At 51.3% G+C, this 18,885-nt stretch carries 18 protein-coding genes; 6 read left to right on the forward strand and 12 right to left on the reverse strand.

Annotated features, from left to right (window positions below; translation table 11 throughout):
- Positions 1-22 precede the first annotated feature (22 nt).
- Both B7989_RS11190 and rfbA read left to right on the forward strand, forming a co-directional pair.
- Entirely contained in the window at positions 23-2,119 is a 2,097-nt protein-coding gene (locus B7989_RS11190) for a polysaccharide biosynthesis tyrosine autokinase (RefSeq protein ID WP_088628572.1), read from the forward strand.
- On the forward strand, positions 2,119-3,006 hold the full coding sequence (gene rfbA / locus B7989_RS11195) for a glucose-1-phosphate thymidylyltransferase RfbA (RefSeq protein WP_088628573.1): 888 nt from the start codon (positions 2,119-2,121) through the stop codon (positions 3,004-3,006). The genes B7989_RS11190 and rfbA overlap by 1 nt, the downstream gene beginning before the upstream one ends.
- Before the next feature lie 72 nt (positions 3,007-3,078).
- On the opposite strand, the gene rph is transcribed toward rfbA, so the two are convergent.
- The 3 genes from rph to B7989_RS11210 all read right to left on the reverse strand — a co-directional run bounded on the left by rph (position 3,079) and on the right by B7989_RS11210 (position 5,402).
- Positions 3,079-3,804, reverse strand: a complete 726-nt coding sequence (rph, locus tag B7989_RS11200) for a ribonuclease PH (protein ID WP_088628574.1) — start codon at positions 3,802-3,804, stop codon at positions 3,079-3,081.
- A gap of 10 nt (positions 3,805-3,814) precedes the next feature.
- Complete coding sequence (locus B7989_RS11205) at positions 3,815-4,666, reverse strand: prephenate dehydratase (RefSeq protein WP_088628575.1); 852 nt, start codon at positions 4,664-4,666, stop codon at positions 3,815-3,817.
- 76 nt (positions 4,667-4,742) lie between these two features.
- Positions 4,743-5,402: a C40 family peptidase gene (locus B7989_RS11210; RefSeq protein ID WP_088628576.1), complete on the reverse strand. Its 660-nt coding sequence runs from the start codon at positions 5,400-5,402 to the stop codon at positions 4,743-4,745.
- Positions 5,403-5,544: 142 nt separating this feature from the next.
- On the opposite strand from B7989_RS11210, the gene B7989_RS11215 reads away from it, so the two are divergent.
- The 3 genes from B7989_RS11215 to B7989_RS11225 are packed head-to-tail and all read left to right on the forward strand — an operon-like array spanning position 5,545 to position 8,800.
- Positions 5,545-6,888: a radical SAM protein gene (locus tag B7989_RS11215; RefSeq protein ID WP_158212904.1), complete on the forward strand. Its 1,344-nt coding sequence runs from the start codon at positions 5,545-5,547 to the stop codon at positions 6,886-6,888.
- Between the two features lie 8 nt (positions 6,889-6,896).
- Positions 6,897-8,111, forward strand: a complete 1,215-nt coding sequence (locus B7989_RS11220) for a hypothetical protein (RefSeq protein ID WP_088628578.1) — start codon at positions 6,897-6,899, stop codon at positions 8,109-8,111.
- A complete protein-coding gene (locus B7989_RS11225; protein ID WP_158212905.1) occupies positions 8,108-8,800 on the forward strand; it encodes a WbqC family protein in 693 nt (230 codons plus the stop codon). Before B7989_RS11220 ends, B7989_RS11225 begins: the two co-directional genes overlap by 4 nt.
- Before the next feature lie 81 nt (positions 8,801-8,881).
- On the opposite strand, the gene thrS is transcribed toward B7989_RS11225, so the two are convergent.
- Positions 8,882-10,819, reverse strand: a complete 1,938-nt coding sequence (thrS, locus tag B7989_RS11230; protein WP_088628580.1) for a threonine--tRNA ligase — start codon at positions 10,817-10,819, stop codon at positions 8,882-8,884.
- Between the two features lie 142 nt (positions 10,820-10,961).
- Between thrS and B7989_RS11235 the strand changes: the two genes are divergently transcribed.
- On the forward strand, positions 10,962-11,672 hold the full coding sequence (locus B7989_RS11235) for a hypothetical protein (RefSeq protein WP_144265041.1): 711 nt from the start codon (positions 10,962-10,964) through the stop codon (positions 11,670-11,672).
- Between the two features lie 54 nt (positions 11,673-11,726).
- Here the strand turns inward: B7989_RS11235 and B7989_RS14360 are convergent, their stop codons facing one another.
- The 8 genes from B7989_RS14360 to B7989_RS11275 form a co-directional block, all read right to left on the reverse strand.
- Positions 11,727-11,972 (reverse strand): DNA-binding protein, encoded by a 246-nt coding sequence (locus tag B7989_RS14360; RefSeq protein WP_369829059.1) that lies wholly within the window; start codon positions 11,970-11,972, stop codon positions 11,727-11,729.
- Positions 11,950-12,636, reverse strand: coding sequence for a DUF3800 domain-containing protein (locus tag B7989_RS11245; RefSeq protein ID WP_088628582.1), 687 nt, complete (start codon positions 12,634-12,636; stop codon positions 11,950-11,952). The genes B7989_RS14360 and B7989_RS11245 overlap by 23 nt, the downstream gene beginning before the upstream one ends.
- A 294-nt stretch (positions 12,637-12,930) precedes the next feature.
- On the reverse strand, positions 12,931-13,335 hold the full coding sequence (locus tag B7989_RS11250; protein WP_088628583.1) for a GNAT family N-acetyltransferase: 405 nt from the start codon (positions 13,333-13,335) through the stop codon (positions 12,931-12,933).
- 94 nt (positions 13,336-13,429) lie between these two features.
- Complete coding sequence (locus B7989_RS11255) at positions 13,430-14,362, reverse strand: bile acid:sodium symporter family protein (protein WP_088628584.1); 933 nt, start codon at positions 14,360-14,362, stop codon at positions 13,430-13,432.
- Between the two features lie 53 nt (positions 14,363-14,415).
- Positions 14,416-14,826 (reverse strand): very short patch repair endonuclease, encoded by a 411-nt coding sequence (locus B7989_RS11260; protein ID WP_233144389.1) that lies wholly within the window; start codon positions 14,824-14,826, stop codon positions 14,416-14,418.
- A 47-nt stretch (positions 14,827-14,873) separates the two neighbouring features.
- Positions 14,874-15,641: a tetratricopeptide repeat protein gene (locus B7989_RS11265; protein WP_088628586.1), complete on the reverse strand. Its 768-nt coding sequence runs from the start codon at positions 15,639-15,641 to the stop codon at positions 14,874-14,876.
- A 1-nt stretch (position 15,642) separates the two neighbouring features.
- Complete coding sequence (locus B7989_RS11270; RefSeq protein WP_088628587.1) at positions 15,643-17,451, reverse strand: BatD family protein; 1,809 nt, start codon at positions 17,449-17,451, stop codon at positions 15,643-15,645.
- 372 nt (positions 17,452-17,823) lie between these two features.
- Positions 17,824-18,858 (reverse strand): CofH family radical SAM protein, encoded by a 1,035-nt coding sequence (locus tag B7989_RS11275; RefSeq protein ID WP_088628588.1) that lies wholly within the window; start codon positions 18,856-18,858, stop codon positions 17,824-17,826.
- Between the last annotated feature and the right edge of the window lie 27 nt (positions 18,859-18,885).

Consider the following 18,885-nt stretch of genomic DNA (forward strand, 5'->3'; position numbering starts at 1 on the left):
TGAGTCTGAAGGAATTCCATTTATGGCAACAAAGAAAAAAGAAGAAACCGACCTCGGTGAATTTTTGAAGGAGCTTGCTAAGAATTGGTACATCATGGTACCTTGTATTCTTTTGGCAGGTGCGGTTGGCGCGTTTGTCGCCCAATGGATCCGGCCGGTTTATCAAGTAGATGCCTTGCTGCAGATTGAAGCGAAGAGCAACAAGAGTGCAGGCCTGGTGGGCGGACTTGGAAATCTCTTTGCGACCAATAGCCCGGCTGAAACCGAAATGGAACTCATCAAGAGCCGTCAGGTGATGGGCTCTGCCGTCGAAAAGATGCGCCTTGACCTGGTTGCCGAACCTTTGAACAAGCTGGACCGCTTGCTGCATAAGGAAGGCCGCGTCGACTTGATGAACTTTAGCTACAATAAGGAATTGCTTCCGACCGATTTCCGCGATGAGCCCTGGTTCCTTGAAATGAGGGATTCCTTGGGCAACTTTAATCTTTATGACTATAAGGATAGCCTGGTGCTTTCGGGTGCGGTGGGCCAGACTTATCATTTTGAGTATGCGGGCGATTCGGCTGCTTTCGGCATTTTCAAGGCTGAAGTCCGCGAAGGACAGCGCTTTGCCGTGTCCAAGCTGAAACGCTTGGATGCCATTGGCCTGTTCCGCTCTGCCTTTGACGTCAAGGAAAAAGGCAAGAAGACGGGAATTCTTGAATTTTCGTACCAGGACATTTATGCAGACCGCGCTGTTGAAATTCTGAACGAGGTGGCGTCTTCTTACTTGCGCCAGAATGTGGAAGAACGCAACGCCGAAGCGCAGAAGACTCTTGAATTTTTGGAAAAGCAGTTGCCCGATGTCAAGGCCCAGATGGATTCGTCTCTCTTGAACTTGAATACCTACCGCAATCAGGTGGGCTCGGTGGATATTAACGCTGAAACGCAGTTGGTACTCCAGCGCCGTATGCGACTGCAACAGGATATCCTTTCGCTGCAGCAGAAGAAGCAAGAAGCCATTCGTCTGTTCCATTCCGAACACCCGACGGTGAAGACTCTGGAAGACCAGGAAAACGCCCTGCGTCGCGAGTTGGCTGGTACCTCTAGCGAAGTGAAGAAACTGCCTGCTACCCAGCAAGAAGTACTTAAACTCCAGAACGAAGTGGAATTGACCAAGGTCATGTACACCTCCTTGCTGAACAATATCCAGCAATTGCGCCTGGTGTCTGCCGGCGAAGTTGGCTCTGTGCGCGTCGTGGACTTTGCTGAACAGGTGACCAAGCCTGCGAAACCCAAGAAGCGCGTGATTCTTTGCATGGCCCTGTTCCTCGGATTCTTGCTTGGCGCCATGTTGGTGTCGATCAAGTCGAAGTTCAGCAGCGGCGTGAAGAGCGCTTCGTTCATCGAAAAGGAAACGGGCTATACCGTTTACGCCAAGGTACCTAAGGGCAACCCCAAGGGAACCAAGGGTACAAGGCCGCTTGCAGTGGTGGAACCGGACGATGTCGCGGTGGAATCTCTGCGTGCCCTCCGTTCTTCTCTGGAATTCTCCATGATGGACGAAGGCGGCTCCGTGGTGGGCGTGAGCGGCTTGATTCCGGGCGTGGGCAAGAGCTTTATCTCGGTGAACCTGGCTGCGTTGTTTGCGGGCCTTGGCAAGAGAGTGCTGCTGATCGATGCGGACCTTCGTAAGGGTAGACTCCACAAGGAATTCGGCATTAAGCGTGGCAATGGACTTTCCCAGGTTCTGTTGCGCGAAGTGAAGGTTGAAGATGTCATCCACAAGACGGAAGTCGAAAACCTGTTCGTGGTGCCTTGCGGCAATGTTCCGGCGAACCCGGCTGAATTGCTCGGCTCCAAGCACTACGCCGAACTGATTGAAGAATTCAAGAATAGCTATGATCTCGTGATTGTCGATACTCCGCCGATTATGCTGGTGACGGACGCTGCTCTCGCTTGCCGCGTTGCCGCCCAGATCGTGATGGTGATCGAATACAACAAGCATTCTATCGAAGCAATCAAGGATGGTATGGCGCAGATCCTCAAGGGCAATTCCAGCGCCCATGCGTCGATCGTAATCAACAAGTATGAACACAGCCGCACTGAAGGGTATGGCTACAAATACGGGAAGTACTAATGAAAGGAATCGTGCTCGCCGGAGGCTCCGGTACCAGACTCTACCCGCTGACCATGGTGACCAGTAAGCAGCTGTTGCCTGTTTACGACAAGCCCATGATCTACTACCCGCTTTCGACGCTCATGCTTGCGGGCATTCGCGACATCTTGATTATTTCGACTCCGACGGACTTGCCGAACTTTGAACGCCTGCTCGGTGACGGTTCCTCGATGGGCCTGAACTTGAGCTACAAGGTGCAGCCGAGCCCCGATGGTCTTGCCCAGGCCTTTATTCTGGGCGAAGAATTTATCGGCAACGATTGCTGCGCCATGGTGCTTGGCGACAACATCTTCTACGGTAACGGCTTTAGCCCGCTCCTGAAGGCGGCCGTGAAGAATGCCGAACAGAATGGCCGCGCCAGCGTGTTCGGTTACTATGTGGAAGACCCGGAACGCTTTGGCGTGGTGGAATTTGACGAATCGGGCAAGGTGATTTCGGTGGAAGAAAAGCCGAAGGAACCCAAGAGCAACTACGCCATTACCGGACTTTATTTCTACGACAATCGCGTGTCGGGCTTTGCCAAGGCCCAGAAGCCGAGCGCCCGTGGCGAACTTGAAATTACGGACTTGAACCGCGTGTATTTGGACAAGGGCGAACTCGACGTGAAACTCTTGGGCCGAGGTTTTGCCTGGCTTGATACCGGAACCATGGACAGCCTGATCGAAGCGGGCGAGTTCGTGAAGATGGTGGAAAAACGCCAGGGTATCCAGATTTCTGCAGTCGAAGAAATCGCCTACATCAACGGCTGGATTACCAAGGAAAAACTCCTGGAATCTGCCGCCAAGTACGGAAAGTCTCCTTACGGCCAGCACCTGCGCAAGGTCGCCGAAGGCAAGATCCGTTACTAATTGAATTGCGGACAATTGAAAAAAGCCTGGTGTAAAAACCAGGCTTTTTAATATGAATGCGATAGAGCCGAGCTACGGCAACTCGCCGCCGATCAATTCCATCTGCTTCTTATAGATGTCCTTGCAGGCGTTTTCGCCGAGGTCAAGGAGCGTGTTGAGCATGTTGCGGTCAAAACTGGCGTGCTCGCCGGTGCCCTGGACTTCGATGAAATTCTTGGCGTCTTGCATCACCACGTTCATGTCAACATCGGCTGCGGAGTCTTCCACATAGCAGAGATCGCAGAGCGGCTTGCCTGCGACAACGCCGACGGAAATTGCCGTAATGCCGTGCTGCAGAATCTGGGCGGTAATGCCGAGGCGTTCTTTGATTTTCTTGAGAGCGAGCGCAAGGGCCACGAAGCCGCCGATAATGCTTGCGGTACGAGTGCCACCGTCGGCTTCGATCACGTCGCAGTCGACCACGATAGCGTTTTCACCGAGGGCGGCCAGGTCGGCTGCGCCGCGCAGCGAGCGGCCCACCAGGCGCTGGATTTCTTGCGTACGGCCGCTCGCGCCCTTGCGCTCGCGTTCCACACGCTTGCCCGTACTCTGCGGGAGCAGGCTGTATTCTGCCGTAATCCAGCCGGTGCCTTTGCCGGCGAGCCAATCAGGAACCTTCGGGAGGAGTGTTGCGTTACAGATAACGCGGGTACGACCCATTTCAATCAGAACGGAACCGTCGGCGCTCGAAATAAAGCCCGTGGTCATTTTGAGGTTGCGGTATTCGTCAAACTTTCTGTCGGTACGTTCGTAAGCCATTTTCGTCCTCTTAATATTTCAAAGTTTCAATCACGCCTTTCTTGAAGGTGCCCAGAATGTACATGTTGTTCGTGTAATTCTTGAGCTCGGCAAGAGCGGCCTGGGCGCGTTCTTCATTCACGTTTGCTTCAAAAGACACGTGGAAAATGTATTCCCAAGGCTTGTCCGGATGCGGTCTGCTTTCGCAACGGGTCAAGTTGATGCCTCGCTTCGCAAAGCAACCGAGGGCGTTGTAAAGAGCGCCCACTGCGTTGTTGTCGGCAAGTTCGAACAGCATGGTGGTCTTGGCGCCTTCCACGGTGTCGAAAGCGGCGGGAACCTTTTGGATTCCGTAAAAACGCGTGAAGTTCGTGCCCTTCAAGTTTTCGAGGCCGGCTTTCAGAATATCCAGGTTGTAAATCTTTGCGGCGTAGGCGCTAGCGATGGCGCCTTCGTCTTTAGCCTTGCGAGCAGCGAGCTCTTCGGCAGAGCCTGCGGTATCGAATGCCGGAACCGCCTTGATCTGCGGGTTTTCGGCGAAGAACTTGGAGCATTGTGCAAGAGCCTGCGGGTGGCTGTAAACGCGCTTGAGGTCGCCCAGCTTGACGCCTGGCATCACGCACAAGGTGTGCTCGATGCGCAGCATGACTTCGCCCACAATGCGGTGACGCCACTTGTAGAGCAAATCGTAGTTCGCTTCGATGGAGCCTGCGGTCGAGTTTTCGATAGGAATGGCACCGCCGTCGGCTTCACCGGTTTCAATCGCCTGGTAGATTTCTTCGAAAGTGTCCATCGGGAGCGTTTCGATATCTTCACCAAACAGGTAATGGGCGGCGCAATCGCTATAAGCGCCCTTGCGGCCTTGGAATGCAATTTTTTTCATATGAGAAAATATAGTTAATCGTAAGAGGTCGTCAGTATGCGAGCATCACACATCTCACATTACACATTTCTCATTGTTATTTGAATCTTCTCGCGCCTTGGTACTTGTGGCCCCAATACTTGTCCTGCATGGGCGAAATCATCACGCCGTTCTTGGTACTTGCGTGAATGAACCGGTTTCCGTTCAAGTAAATGCCCACGTGGTCAATCTTCCAGAGGCTTCCGAAAAACACGAGGTCGCCTTCTTTGAGTCCGCCTCGGCTTACGGATTTTCCTCGGCTGTCCTTGTACATCTTGGAAGCACTGTGGTCTAGTGCGATGTTGTAATAGCCTTTGTAAACTTGCATGACAAAACCGGAGCAGTCTGTCTTTGTCTTTGTCGCCTTGCCGTACACATACTTGGCGCCCATCCATTGTCTGGCGTAATTTTCCAAGTCCCCGCGAGGGGTCGCCCTTCTGGCGGCCTTGGCGGCTTCCTTTTTGGTGATGGCCGCACGCGCCTTTTCGGCGGAGTTCATGTGCTTCGAGGAATCTTGCGAGGCGGTCGTTTGCTCTGTGGTCTGCGGCTCTTCAACCGGTTTTTCTTGTCTAGAAGACGAGGCTGTTTCGCTCGGTGGTACGCTCTTGTAGTCTCCGATGCTTCGGTCATACCCCGTACGTACAGGGAAGGAACATCCGAAACACCACAGGCATATGCCGGCAAGGATGAACGGTGCAATTTTAGTGAGCGAAAACATCAAGCGAAATGTAACTAAATCGTGGCTATATGCATTATAGTGTTCAATGGAATTGGTGATGTTGGGCACCTATTTTTGCGGAATGGTGAATCTGCGGACATCCTTACTGGTCTGTTTTATTCAAACAAAGTATATTTATGCCATGGATTTGAAAAACTTTTATTCTCACGATACGAATGTTTACAACCTTGAAGGTTTTGTCCCGCAAATTGTCGATGCCGAATATCTCCGCAATCTCGGAGTAACGGCGCAACCTTCCGAAGCAACCCTGCAAGGGCTTATCAAGGGTTCCAAGCTCTTTATGGAACGAGTCCAGAACCGAACGGTTATTCCTGTTTCGAAGTTGACGATTGAAAATATCGATCCGGATAAGGTTGAAACGGAAATTCACAACTATACAGGCCGTTGCCCTACGCTTACCTTTGAAATCAACCCTATTCGCGGTTGCAATGTGGGCTGCCAGTATTGCTTGGTAACCGATGGCGTTCATGAACAGCACTTGGTGGCGTATGAAAATTACCACCTGTACGTGCGCAAACTACTGGAAGAAATGAATGGGACGCCGACACGCCCCGTGACGGAAGAAGATATTCACAAGAAGAATGTCTTGCTGCAGGATTTGGCGACGGCCATCGAAGAGGCTCCTGAACGTAAGAAAGAAATTGAATCGAAGATTGTCGAAATTAGCCGTGGCAAGAACTGGAACCATTATTACTATTTCTCGCCCAAGACGGAAGCCTTCCAGGAACCGACGGTGCAGACGGGGATTGCTCACCGCATTCTCAAAGAATTCATTGCGCACTTTGAAAAGTATCCGGATTCCAACGCCAGGCTCTTCATTGCTTCAAAGTCCGGCCCCAAGCATTTGCTTTACGAGTACGAAGGCGAAACCATTCTGGACTTGTTTGAAAAGCTCAAGGGCAAAATGCAGTTCAACACGAGCGTCTCGATTATGCCCAAGGAATTCCGCGACCTGCTGGAACCTTACGCCGCCCCGATTGAAGAACGCCTGCAGTCTGTCAAGCTTTGCCAGGAACGCGGCATCCAGGCGAATTCCGCGCTGATTCAGCCCATTGTGATGCCGTACCTCACCGACGAACATATCAAGGATTTTTTCGATAAGTTGCATGCGGCGGGAATCGTCAATTACAAGCCGGAATTCTTGACAGCATGCATGGAAAACCTTGCCATGCTCGGACAATGGCTCGGACACTTCGATAAGAACCTGGAGCGCGAACTCTACGAGATTTATATCAAGCCCGACAACGCCGACCACCGCAAACAACGCGGCCGTACCGCTCCGGAAAGGGATTTGTGCATCAAGAGCATCGAAAAGATGATGGCGTACACGCAAAAGCTCGGCATGACGACCAGTATCTGTTTCTGGGTCCGCAAGCAATTGCGCATCCCGAACACGTTGATTCCCATCGTCAATGCCAACGGTTTCCAGTGTCTCGGTTACCAGTCTAAGCTTTTTGCCAAATAGAGGCAACCATGGACAAGACGTGCTCTCAAGTTTGTCGAGAACTATACTCCGACAGGGAAGACTATTATCACCGCTGGTACCACGAGCGGCCCATTATCATTACGCCTGAACGTACGGCCGAGATTCGCGAAATGCACCGCGTTTTGTACAAGTGCGTCGAATATATGGCGTACCATTACGCTGAATTCGTCGACAAGTACATGCCACTTTCTCCCAAAGAAATGGAAATCCTGGCTTGCCAGAACCGCTATCCGTTCAAGGCGGGCGCGTACCGGCCCGATTATCTAATTACCGAAGACGGCAGACTGAAACTGTGCGAAATCACCTCGCGCTTTTTCGCTCACGGGATTTTCATGTCGTACTATTCCGAAGCGGCGGCGGACAAGTTTGTCGCCAAGTTCCCGGGGACGCACCGCGAAAGCCGTTTTGAAGAGATGATCCGCTACATGCTCGAAATTGTCGGCGACAAGCGAAAAATCTTCGTCTTGAAAAGCTCCGACAAGACTTCTGAAATCGCGCTCTACAAGGCTTTTTACGAACGCATGGGCAAGAGCGTTACGATTTACGAGGCGAACGAAGTCGAACCGAATATCGACAACTGGAAAGGCAATTTTGTCATCAGCGCATTGAACCAGAACGATATTCTCAGTTATTCCATGGAAACCGTCAAAGCGATGATTGATTCTGGAATGTACAACGATTTCCGGACTATCTTCTTGGCGCATGACAAGCGCTTTATGAGGTTGTGGTTTGAAGACGATTTTACCGATCGTTTTTTGACGAAAGAAGAGGCTGCGTTCATTCGCGAGCATTCCATCGAGACTTTTGTCTGCGCGGAATCGGGGGCCGCGTCTGCACTTGCCGATGCCTATGCGCACAAGGACCGCTATATTCTCAAACATTACTGCCTTGGAAAAAGCGAAAAGGTTTTTGCGGGCCCGCTGACCTCCGAAGAGGAATGGAAGAACCTTTTTGATTCTGGCGCGGTCAAGGACATGATTATGCAGCCTTTTTTGCAGCAGCGTAAATTCCATACTGTCTGGGAAGGGACTCCCTTTGACGACTATGTTTGCGGCATGATGCTCTGCGTCGATGACAGGTTTTACGATTCGGGCTTGTTCCGTACCTCTAGCTGCCCGGTGACCAATAAAGTCGACGACCGAAAGGCATGCGCTGTCGCTACGGATTGCGCAAGCCTTTATGCGCATGGAGACTTGCTGTGATTATTGCCGGGAACCAGCCTTACTTTATACCCTACATTGCCTATTGGCAGTTGATGAAGGCGTGCGATTTATTCCTAATCGGCGACGATTACGCTTTTATCACGCGCGGGTGGGTGCAACGCAACAGAATCTTGCGACAGGGAAAGCCGGCCTATTTCGGGCTAGAGATTAACGATATCAGTTGCCATCGTTTGATTAACCAAACGGAACTATTGCGGGATGATTTTGCCAGAAAGCTGAAAGAACTTTACCATTGCTACCGTTCGGCGCCTTTCTTTGAAAGGGGCTACGAATTGATGGAACGGATTTTTTCGTGCGAAGAAACGAACCTGACGGCGTTTCTGGTGAACTCCATTGAAATCGTCCGCGAATATCTTGGAATCAAGACGAAAATGATGTTCACGTCGCAGATCGAGGGCAATTGCCGATTCAAACGCGAGCATAGGGTTTTTGATTTTTGCGACAGGCTTGGCGCAGCGACTTATGTCAACCCGATTGGCGGACAGTCCCTGTACAAGAAAGATGAATTTGCGGAGCACGGAATCGAGTTGAAGTTTATCCATTCGCATTGCCGCGAGTACAAGCAGTTCGGGAAAAACTTTGTCCCCGGGCTTTCGATACTCGATGTCATCATGTTCAATTCCCGCGAAGAAATTGCGCAGATGCTCGACGAATACACGACGGAATAAAAAAAACGCAGGCTCAATCGAGTCTGCGTTTTTCAAAATGTCATTCCCGGCTAGACCGGGAATCTCTTTAAGGTAGAGACCTTAGCGAACAACCTTGCGGTCTTCTTCCGTCATCTTGAGGAAGTCAGCGATCTTCATGCTGCCCTTGTCCCCTTCTTTACGGCGGCGAACAGAGACAACACCATCGGCAACTTCCTTCTCGCCGACGATCAGGAGGTACGGCACTTTCTGCAATTCGCACTGGCGGATCTTGTAGCCGAGCTTTTCGTTGGATTCGTCGACTTCCACGCGGACGCCGGCGTTCACGAGTTCCTTCTCGACCTGCTTTGCATAGTCAACGAACTTCTCGGAAATCGGGAGCACGCGGGCCTGAACCGGAGCGAGCCACAGCGGGAAATCGCCCATGAATTCTTCGATAAGAATACCGAGGAAGCGTTCGATGGAACCGACTGCTGCACGGTGCAACATCACCGGAATGTGCTTCTGGTTGTCCTTGCCGACATACTCGGCGCCGAGACGCTGCGGCAAGTTGAAGTCCACCTGGATGGTACCGCACTGCCAGTCACGACCGAGGCTGTCCTTCAGCGTGAATTCCAGCTTCGGGCCATAGAAGGCACCTTCGCCCGGGTTCAAGATGTAGTCGAGGCCGGCGAGCTTCGTGGCTTCGGCGAGAGCGGCTTCAGCCTTGTCCCAAATTTCGTCGGAACCCACGCGCTTTTCCGGGCGGGTGGAGAACTTCACCACGATATCGTCAAAACCGAAGTCGTGGTAGATTTCCTTGACGAGAGCGCAGAAGTCGGCCACTTCGCTTGCAATCTGGTCTTCGGTACAGAAGATGTGAGCGTCATCCTGCACAAAGCCGCGCACACGCATCAGGCCGTGCATGGTACCGGCAGGTTCGTAACGGTGGCACTTACCGAATTCGGCAAGGCGCATCGGAAGGTCGCGCCAGCTGCGGAGCCCGGTGTTGAAAATCTGGATGTGGCAGGGGCAGTTCATCGGCTTCACGGCCATTTCCACGTCGCCCGCCAGCGTCTTGAACATGTTCTCGTTGTACTTGTCGGCGTGGCCGGACTTGATCCACAAAGTCTTGTTCACGATTTCCGGCGTGATCACTTCGAGGTAGCCACGACGGTCAATCTTACCGCGGATGTAGTCCTTGAGGGCGTTCACCATCTTGGTGCCCTTCGGATGCCAGAACACCATGCCCGGAGAATGGTCTTCGATATGGTAAAGGTCCATTTCCTTGCCGATCTTGCGGTGGTCGCGCTTTTCGGCCTCTTCCAGGAACTTCAGGTATGTTTCGAGACCTTCCTTGTCGGCAAAGCAGGTGCCGTACACGCGGGTCAGCTGGTCAGAGTTCTGGTCGCCATGCCAGTAAGCGCCCGACATCGAGAGCACCTTGAAATTCTTGAGCTTGCCGGTAGAAGGCACGTGGGGGCCGGCACAGAGGTCTTCAAAGTTCTTGCCCGGTTCGCCAGTCACGTAGAAGCTGAGAGTGCCGTCGCTACCTTCGCGGGCGAGAGCGCGTTCAGCGTTGTCCGTCTTGTACTTGTCGCCCTCGGTGCGCTTCAGGCCATCGGCGGCACTGACTTCGCAACGGGTAAACGGACGGTCTTCCTTGATGATTTCCTTCATGCGCTTTTCGATGCGCTCGAAATCCGACTGCTGGATCGGGGTCGGTGTCATCAAATCGTAGTAGAAACCCTTTTCGATAGCCGGACCGTAAGCGAGCTTGGTGCCCGGGAACAGGTCGCAGATGGCTTCGGCAAGCACGTGGCTGCAGCTGTGACGCAGGAGCATCAGAGCATCCGGGTCGTCGTTGCTCGGCGTGATAATCTTGATGGTGCCGCTCTCGGTGAGCGGTCGCGTGAGGTCGAGGACCTTATCGCCGAGTTTGACGCCAAGCGCCTTGCGTGCAAGACCTTCGGAAATGCCCTTCGCAATTTCGAGGCCGGTGGTGCCCGATGCTACGGAACGTACGGAGCCATCGGGGAAGGTGAGTTCGATTTGAGACATAAATAATCCTTTTTGTGGGCGGTTCTCGCCCGGTTCCCCAGAAATACGACATCTGGCGGTGCGCGCAAATGTAGCTAAAGGCAAGCGTCGCGGCAACCGTGCAGGGCCCTAAAACCCCAATTCCATTGTTATATTTAAATGCATGGCATTGCTTCACAAACATACTCAACGATTCTTGCTGCGAATTGTATGCATTGTCATTCTTTGCTTTTGCAGTAATGTCATGGCCCAAGAAATAAACGCCTCGAAAGAAGAAGAACAATTGGACAAAATGCTCGAACATCATAACGAGCGTTACATGCCCAGAGCTCTTGGTTTTAGTGCCGGCTATGTGACACCTGATGTATTTGACTTTTCCATTTTTACTTTTCTTGACGTTTTACCAATCAATATTACAGATGGATATAGTATCCATGTCGGATACGAGCCCCTCCATTTAAGGGTTGACGATTTCGGAGCTTCCGATGACGCCCTGTTTGCCGCAGGAGGATGGTTTCTTTTCAATGGAATTGATGCCGTTGCTAGGAAAATAACGGGTTCCGAATCAGATGGCCCTGGCATTTTGGTTTTGGCACCACTCTTTATCTGGTGCGGAATGGTTTACATCCCCCTTGTACCGGGTTCATGGCTTGGTATTAACGACCAAAACCATTTTACGACTCATGTGATTCAAGAAGGCTTTCACACACATAGTTTTATCTACACAAACGATTTAAGTTTACGATTTTCAATGAAACCCTCTAGAGGAACAACAGGATATTTCCTAGACACGGGAATCCGTTTTGAAAAGAACTTCGCCGAAGATTTTAAATACAGGTTCTTTGTTCAACTAGGTCTATTTGGCTCAGGGTAAAGCCGCAGACCATTACGAATCGAGGGACAAGCGTCATTTGGATTCCCATGGCGTTTAGCACCTTGAAAATGGTTTCAAAACGCGTCTCGCGGTGTGTCTGATGGCACGGAGAAACAGCGCGGGGTCATCCGATTCGCTGACCAAGTTCAAATATTCGGCGACGATTTCCTCGTTGTCGAGGTATTCGGCAATGTCTAAGTGTTTGTGTATATACATAATGTATCTAATCGGATACATATTGTCAAGAGGTGTATATGGGGCTTTGGTGGGCCTGTAATTATTCAGCAATATAAAGTCCATGTATTTGATTCTTCTCTTTGTCAAAGCAGTCTTTGATGATGGAATAATAAGTGTCGTCGGAATGTTCAAAATTTCGATATAGAGAAAATGCTATTAAATCGGCTAGTTGTATGGATCGTGATATGGATGAATCTAAAAATAAGGGAACCTCTGCAAAGTTATTCAGTTTTTCATTCCAACGGTTTCCGAGCGTTTGGTAAATTCTTGACCAATTCTGATATTGGTTTTCCATCTTTGTTTTGTCAAAGATGCATAATCCTCTTGCGGATTCGTTATGTTTTATGAATTTTCTTTTTAGGAACTTGTCAAAACGGCTTGTCAATTGAGAAAAAAGTTCTTCCGAGACGCATTCGTGTTTGTTGTTGACGATTGCGCCGAATAAAATAAATTGACGAGGATAATTTGCTTTGATGTAGGAAAGGCAATCCGTTAAGAAGGACTCTCTTGTTGCCTTTGGAATACTGCGCCAAAAGCCTTTTCCGCTTCTTATGGGACTGGCGTGCAGTTCTATATCAGTTCGCCCAAGGTGTTTTTCCATGATGGAATCTATAGCCTTTTGGATCCAATAAGTTTGACTTTCGAAAGTTGCAAACCCAGCCAAAACACTATATTTTGTATTGGGGTCTGACACCACGCCAGAATCATCTGCGTATAACAGATGCATTTTTCCCCCATAAAAAAGAAGAGAGCCAAGCGAGATAACTCGACGCACCGCATAAAGGCAGCACTCTTGACCCTAATACCCTAAAGATAAATTTTATCATTGCCATTGTCAACACCCTTTTGATTGCTCTTGTGCTTCTCCTTCTATTTGCAAAAAATGTGCCAAATGGAAAAATGGTTTTTTTGAGCGAAAAACAAAGGCTTGAATTTTTGAAGAAATGATTAATCACTGATTAATCAGTGATTAATCGGAAAAAAATACGGTGAACAATAGTGGTTGTAGTTGACTTAATCCTTACGTCCACAGACTTGTGATAAACATAGCGCTTGCGTCATCGGCCTTCTTGAAGCCGCAATGCTCGTAGAAGGAGAGTTCTTCGTTGTAGGCGACCACGACGATGCGGAGGTAATCCTTGTAGATTTCCTTGACGCGTTCCACGAGTTCCTTGCCGATGCTTTGGCCCTGGTATTCGGGGCGTATGAGCAGGTAATGCACGTAGGCATTCATGATACCATCGTCCATGGCGCAGATCATGCCGACAAGCTTATCGCCGTCCCAGGCCGAGATGACGGTCTTGAAATTCTTCATCGCGACTACGAGTTTGTCGGGGAAATGCCCCGAGGACCATTCAACGGAGAGGAAGAGGTCTTTTAAATCTTGTTCAGAAAAATCGTGGGTGTTTTTGTATTCAATGGTCATAATTATGCTGGAGATGCTTATTGGATCCTATCGCCGCTACGCGGCTCCAGGATGACAGAGGATGGGCGCGGCGTTTATTCTCTGCGAAATCTTTTTATTCCTTTCGGCGATAAACGTTCGCGAGTATCGCGCCGGAGATGTTGTGCCACACGGAGAAGATGGCGCCGGGAACAGTCGCCATGGCGAGGCCCGAGAACGCTGTTGCTGCAAGGCTTGTGGCAAGGCCAGAATTTTGCATGCCGATTTCGATAGAGAGAGCCTTTGTCTTGGGTGTCGAGAATTTTAGCAACTTGCCGAGGCCAAAACCGCAGCCGTAGCCGAGCAGGTTGTGTAGAATCACCACGGCAAACACGATAGCGCCCGTGGAGAGAATCTTCGCGGCATTGTGCGAGACAACTGCAGCCACAATCATCGCAATCGCAATCACGGAAACGAGCGGTAACACCTTCACAGCGCGGGCAGTCCATTTGCCGAAGAACTTATTGATGACAAACCCGAGTGCAATCGGCACGATGACGACCTTCACGATGGAAAGGAACATCGCCATCACGTCCACGTTCACGGTGGTGCGAAGCAGCAAATATGTAATTGCCGGAGTCAGCACGGGCGCGATGAGCGTATTCACGCTGGTCATGCCTACAGAAAGCGCCACATCGCCTTTCGAAAGGTATGTAATGACATTGCTGGAAGTTCCGCCCGGGCACGTACCTACGAGAACGACGCCCGCCATCAGCGCGGCATCGAGTCCGAAAATTTTGGAGAGTGCGAACGCGAGTGCCGGCATCACGATAAACTGCGCCGCACACCCGATGGTGATTTCCTTCGGTCGTGCAAATACAAGCGCAAAGTCGCTCAATTTGAGCGTAAGCCCCATGCCGAACATCACGACCATCAGCAGGTAATTCACCCACGAAAGTTCAATCCAGAGCGTCGATTTCGGCAGGAACAACGAGAGCGCCGCAATGGCCAAGACGACAACGGCCATCCACTTTCCAACGAATTCACTGATCTTTTCGAGAATGTGCATTTTAAAACCTTTCAAAATCAACAAGAAAGATAGTCTTTTTCCCGACCCGTGGTTCAAATCTCGATGCTTTCTTCGTCGCTCTTGATAAAAGCCTTGAGACGCTCAATCGTGCGGTCGAAATCGTTCTTGATGGAGCATTCCCAAACGGTCGCGACGCGGTAGCCTTGTAGCGAAAGTTTCCAGTTCGTCTTGATGTCGCGCACGACATTATTCGTGAATTTTTCGTTCCAGAATTCAGGGTTGCTTTTGGGGCGGCTCGTGAACTTGCAGCCGTGCTGGTGCCAGAAACAACCGTTGATAAAGATGACCGCTCCGTATTTAAGAATATACAGGTCAGGCGTGCCTGGCAAATCGCGGCGGTGGAGTCTGTAGCGCAGCCCCGCTTTAAAAAGAGCCCGGCGTACCAAAATTTCTGGTTTCGTATCTACGGAATGAACCGCCTGCATCATCTGCGAGCGGTTCATTGGAAGACGTTTTTTCTGGCGACGTTTCATCGGCCCGAGGCGCTGTTTTATTTCACGATTCCGACGTCGCTCGTCTTGACGAAACCGCGGATTTTTTCACCGAGACGGATTTCGGCGAACCCGCCCTGTTCCGAAAGCACTTCGAACGTGGTGCCTTCAGAAAGCGTGTTCAGCGTTTGTGACTTGTTGTTCGGGGCGCTGGTCACGTCGGCATCCTTGGCGGTCACGACGCCTTCGATGTCGGTTTCGGCTACAAAGACCTTGTAGCCGGCGCTCATGGCGATAATGCAGAATACGCTAGACAGCGCGAACATGGCGCCAATCAGCACGTTCTTTGCCCTACCGCTACGGCTGATACGCCTTGCGATGGCAAGCAACGCGATCGCCCAGAAGATCCCGAGCAACACCCACATTTGAGTCCTTAAAGACAGCGCATGGTGGGCCTTGAAAAGGTCGGAGAGAAGCGGGTTTTCTTCGCCGTCTTCTTCCACCTTGTCGCGGGTCATGGCCTGCGCGTACTTGAGGTTGTGAATAATGTCGTCGTTGTTGGGATCAAGGCGCAGGGCCGTCTTGTAGTAATAAATGGCAAAGCCGAGCTTGCCGCTTCTGAAGTAGGCGTTCCCTAAGTTGTAATACAGGTCGGAATTTTTGACTCCGTAGTCCTCGCAGGTTCGCCATTCGTCGATAGCGCGGTCAAATTCGCCTTCATTATAATATACGACGCCGGATTCAATCCCGTTGCAATGATCTATTGCAAAACAGCCCGTCGCCAAAGCGACCATCATGGCGAAAAAGATAAATACTTTCAGTTTCATATTATACCTTCAATCCTTCGCACAGTTTTTCGACGTCTTCGAGCATTTTCTGCTGTTCGTCCTTCGTCGGGTTTACCGGAGCGAATCGGGCGAATGCGCACTTTTCAAGCCAGTTGTCAATGGCGTCAATCGTTTCGGCCTTGATTCCGAGCTTTGCGAGTTCTTCCTTCATTTGCGGGCGGGTCATGCCCTTGAATTCCAGGTTGGTCTTGTCGCTCAGGTAATCAATCAAGCCATTTTCCAGGGCGGCGTAAAGCGCCTTGGCGTCGCCCTTCTTTAAGGCTTCGCGGGCGTTGGCAAAACGAGCCTTGAGCATCTTGTTGGCCTTGCCCTTGCGCACGAGGGCGGCGTCGCTGTTGTGCTTGCGGCGGCTGCGCACGGCAAAGGTGACTATCAGGTAGAACGGAATCGCGGCTGCAAAAATCACCCAGTAAACAATGCTCTTGTAGGGGGCGGTGTTGTTGGCGGTGTCGCGGACCTTGTGGATAAAGCGGATGTCGCTACCCAGAGATTCGATTTCTTGCTTCTGCACGGCGGCGGGGCCTTGGGCGACCGGTGCCTGGAAGATAGCCTCTGCAGAGGCGTCACCTTTTTCCACAACGACGTTCCAGGGGCCAGCCTTGGCAGTTTCGTAAACCTTTTTGCTCGGGTTGAACCAAGAGTAGGTGATTTCAGGAATGGTGAATTCGCCCTTCTTTTTGGGGTACAGGAACACGCGAATGTTCTTGGTGGTCACCACTTTGTTGCCGACAACCTTCTTGTTGATTTCGTTTTCAGGCGGCACCGAGCGGAATTCGCCAAAGTCGGGGAGCTTGGGGTCGGTAATGGAGCCCGGTAGGCCGTCACCCTTGATGTTGATGGTCAACGTCATCGCTTCGCCGACCTTTAAATTAGTGCGGTCGAAGTCTGCGTTAAAGGTGTAGCTACCGACCATACCGCTAAAGTTGGCGGGCTTGCCTTCGGTAGGCAGCGGCTTTACTGTAATATTGATAGAGGGTGTCTGCGTTTCGGTTTCGACAGATTCCTGGCGGATCGACTGCGCATGGAACGACATGCCGCCCATTTGCTTTTTCTCTTCGACCACCTTGGGCTCGCCGCGTTTGGTGTACTTGAACTTGAACGGCGGAATTTGCAGGTTGCCGCTCTTGGTGGGGCTGAGCCAGGCGAACTTGGCGCTGGCCTGCATTTCGCGGCGGCCGCCTTCGACCGGTTCGAACTTCATGTTGGCGAGGTCGCTACGGTGTACAATAAAATCGTCGCCCGTGTTCATGTCGGTGGCCTGCAGGCCGCCTTCAAAGTGCTCGAAAGTATGGAATCCGAGCGTCACGCTGAACTGTTCGCCTTCGTAAATGGTCTTTTTGCTCGGAGTCAGGCTGACGGCCAGGGCGTCGTCGGTGTAGGCGCGTTGCACGCTAATAGGAACGTCGCCGGTGAGGTTGCGCTTTTGTCCGTCAATCGTCAAGTAAATCTGTCCGACGCTGAGTCGGCCGGTCTTTTTCGGGGCTTTCAGCTTGAAGGTATAAACGCGGGCCTTGTAACCGCCGCGGTTTCCGCCACCGAAGAACGAATTGAACATGTCTTCCATGCTGGGGCGAATCACCTGGTCGGTACTGTCGATTCCCATAAGGGTGAATCCGTTTGCGGTTTCCATCTGCAAATCGCTACGGTTTTCAGGAAGTTCTGCTAAAGGGAATACAAGCTGGAGTCCAAAGGTCTTGCCCGATTCCACGCGTTCCCGGTCCACTTGCAGGGACGGCCGTGCAGATACGCACAGGGCAGCGGCTAGGCAAAATAAGGTAATTCGTTTCATGCCCCAAATTTACCAATTTTTACAGAAAAAGACCACGAGATGGGGGAGGCGACATCATGTGCTGGCCCCGGATAATAAAATTTTCGAAAAAAGTCGCTGAATATATACTTTTTCCCCTTGACGCGTTAGTAAATTTTTGTTAAATTTGGCGCGCTGTTAAAAAATGGCGATAAAACGTCGAAAATAAAGGATGGAAGGATAATATGTACTGCATTCTCGCTGCCCTGCTGGTCAAGAGCTTCAAGAAGTACGCCAAGCGCGCTTAATTTGCCGCCTGGCTATTTTTTTTAGATTTCTCTCTCTGGTGATTACCGGTTTAGCTGAACAGGCTGATCGGTATTTTTTTATGCCTTAATCGAAGTGGCGATCACCTTAATCAAAGTTAAGGCTACGGCGGTAGGGGGTAAAACCGGCGTTTTTGATGAAATTTTCGGCTTGCTCGATGCTGGTGAGGCCGTGGTTCTGGAGCACGTTTTCTTCGATGACGATACTGTTGATGTCGTCGGCGCCGCAGTGCAGCCCGAGTTCGCCTAAAGAAAGCCCCATGCCGAGGAGCGAAACTTCGATATGCGGGATGTTGTCGAGGTACAGGCGCGAAAGTGCCAGGAGCTTGAGGTATTCATCGCCGCGCACGTGGCGGATGGGGAACTTGTCGGTCTGCGGCTGGAAAGTCCATACTACAAAGCTCTTGAACCCGTTTGCAATATCTTGAGTCTTGCGCACGTAATCCAAATGCTCAATGATTTCTTCGGGCGTTTCGACGCTTCCGAAAACGATGTTTGCGCTGCCGGGGAGCCCTTTCTTGTGGCAGGCGGCAAGCGTGTCGCACCAGACTTGGGCGGGCAATTTTTTCGGGCTCAGGATTTGGCGCATGCGGTCGGAGAGAATCTCGGCGCCGGCACCCGGCACAGAGCTCAGACCCGCCTCTTTAAGAATATCTAGCAGTTCGTCGAGCGCGATTCCGTTGAATTCGGCGATGCGCACGAGTTCCACCGGCGAAAATCCGCGAACCTTCACGCCGAGTTCTTGCGTGAGCATTTTCAGCACGTCGGTATAATAGCTGAGCGGAATGTTTTGGTTCACGCCACCTTGCAAAAAAATCTGGTCGGCGCCTTTGGACTTGGCCTCCAGCGTCTTCTGGCGGATTTCGTCCAAATTAAGCACGTAGGCTTCGGGACTGTGTGCGGGCCTGCAAAAACTACAGAAACTGCAAGTGATTTCGCAGACGTTCGTGTAGTTGATGATGCGGAAAGCCGTATAGCCCACCTTGTTGCCCGGATTGATCCGGTGGCGTACGGTGTTGGCTGCCTGGGTGACCTCGGTCCACGGGGCGTTCTTCAAAATGTCCAGCGCCTCGGCCGGAGAAAGGCGAACGCCATCCACAGATTTTTGCAACAACGGATTCATTGGCCTGAAAATAGCTTTTTTTACGTT

Origin of the sequence: Fibrobacter sp. UWB5 (genome assembly GCF_002210295.1) — a bacterium.
Lineage (GTDB): Bacteria > Fibrobacterota > Fibrobacteria > Fibrobacterales > Fibrobacteraceae > Fibrobacter.

Coding starts and splice junctions, on each gene's coding strand:
- B7989_RS11190 (WP_088628572.1), top strand. CDS start 23: ATGGCAACAAAGAAAAAAGAAGAAACCGACCTCGGTGAATTTTTGAAG.
- rfbA (WP_088628573.1), top strand. CDS start 2,119: ATGAAAGGAATCGTGCTCGCCGGAGGCTCCGGTACCAGACTCTACCCG.
- rph (WP_088628574.1), bottom strand. CDS start 3,804: ATGGCTTACGAACGTACCGACAGAAAGTTTGACGAATACCGCAACCTC.
- B7989_RS11205 (WP_088628575.1), bottom strand. CDS start 4,666: ATGAAAAAAATTGCATTCCAAGGCCGCAAGGGCGCTTATAGCGATTGC.
- B7989_RS11210 (WP_088628576.1), bottom strand. CDS start 5,402: ATGTTTTCGCTCACTAAAATTGCACCGTTCATCCTTGCCGGCATATGC.
- B7989_RS11215 (WP_158212904.1), top strand. CDS start 5,545: ATGGATTTGAAAAACTTTTATTCTCACGATACGAATGTTTACAACCTT.
- B7989_RS11220 (WP_088628578.1), top strand. CDS start 6,897: ATGGACAAGACGTGCTCTCAAGTTTGTCGAGAACTATACTCCGACAGG.
- thrS (WP_088628580.1), bottom strand. CDS start 10,819: ATGTCTCAAATCGAACTCACCTTCCCCGATGGCTCCGTACGTTCCGTA.
- B7989_RS11235 (WP_144265041.1), top strand. CDS start 10,962: ATGGCATTGCTTCACAAACATACTCAACGATTCTTGCTGCGAATTGTA.
- B7989_RS14360 (WP_369829059.1), bottom strand. CDS start 11,972: ATGGACTTTATATTGCTGAATAATTACAGGCCCACCAAAGCCCCATAT.
- B7989_RS11245 (WP_088628582.1), bottom strand. CDS start 12,636: ATGCATCTGTTATACGCAGATGATTCTGGCGTGGTGTCAGACCCCAAT.
- B7989_RS11250 (WP_088628583.1), bottom strand. CDS start 13,335: ATGACCATTGAATACAAAAACACCCACGATTTTTCTGAACAAGATTTA.
- B7989_RS11255 (WP_088628584.1), bottom strand. CDS start 14,362: ATGCACATTCTCGAAAAGATCAGTGAATTCGTTGGAAAGTGGATGGCC.
- B7989_RS11260 (WP_233144389.1), bottom strand. CDS start 14,826: ATGAACCGCTCGCAGATGATGCAGGCGGTTCATTCCGTAGATACGAAA.
- B7989_RS11265 (WP_088628586.1), bottom strand. CDS start 15,641: ATGAAACTGAAAGTATTTATCTTTTTCGCCATGATGGTCGCTTTGGCG.
- B7989_RS11270 (WP_088628587.1), bottom strand. CDS start 17,451: ATGAAACGAATTACCTTATTTTGCCTAGCCGCTGCCCTGTGCGTATCT.
- B7989_RS11275 (WP_088628588.1), bottom strand. CDS start 18,858: ATGAATCCGTTGTTGCAAAAATCTGTGGATGGCGTTCGCCTTTCTCCG.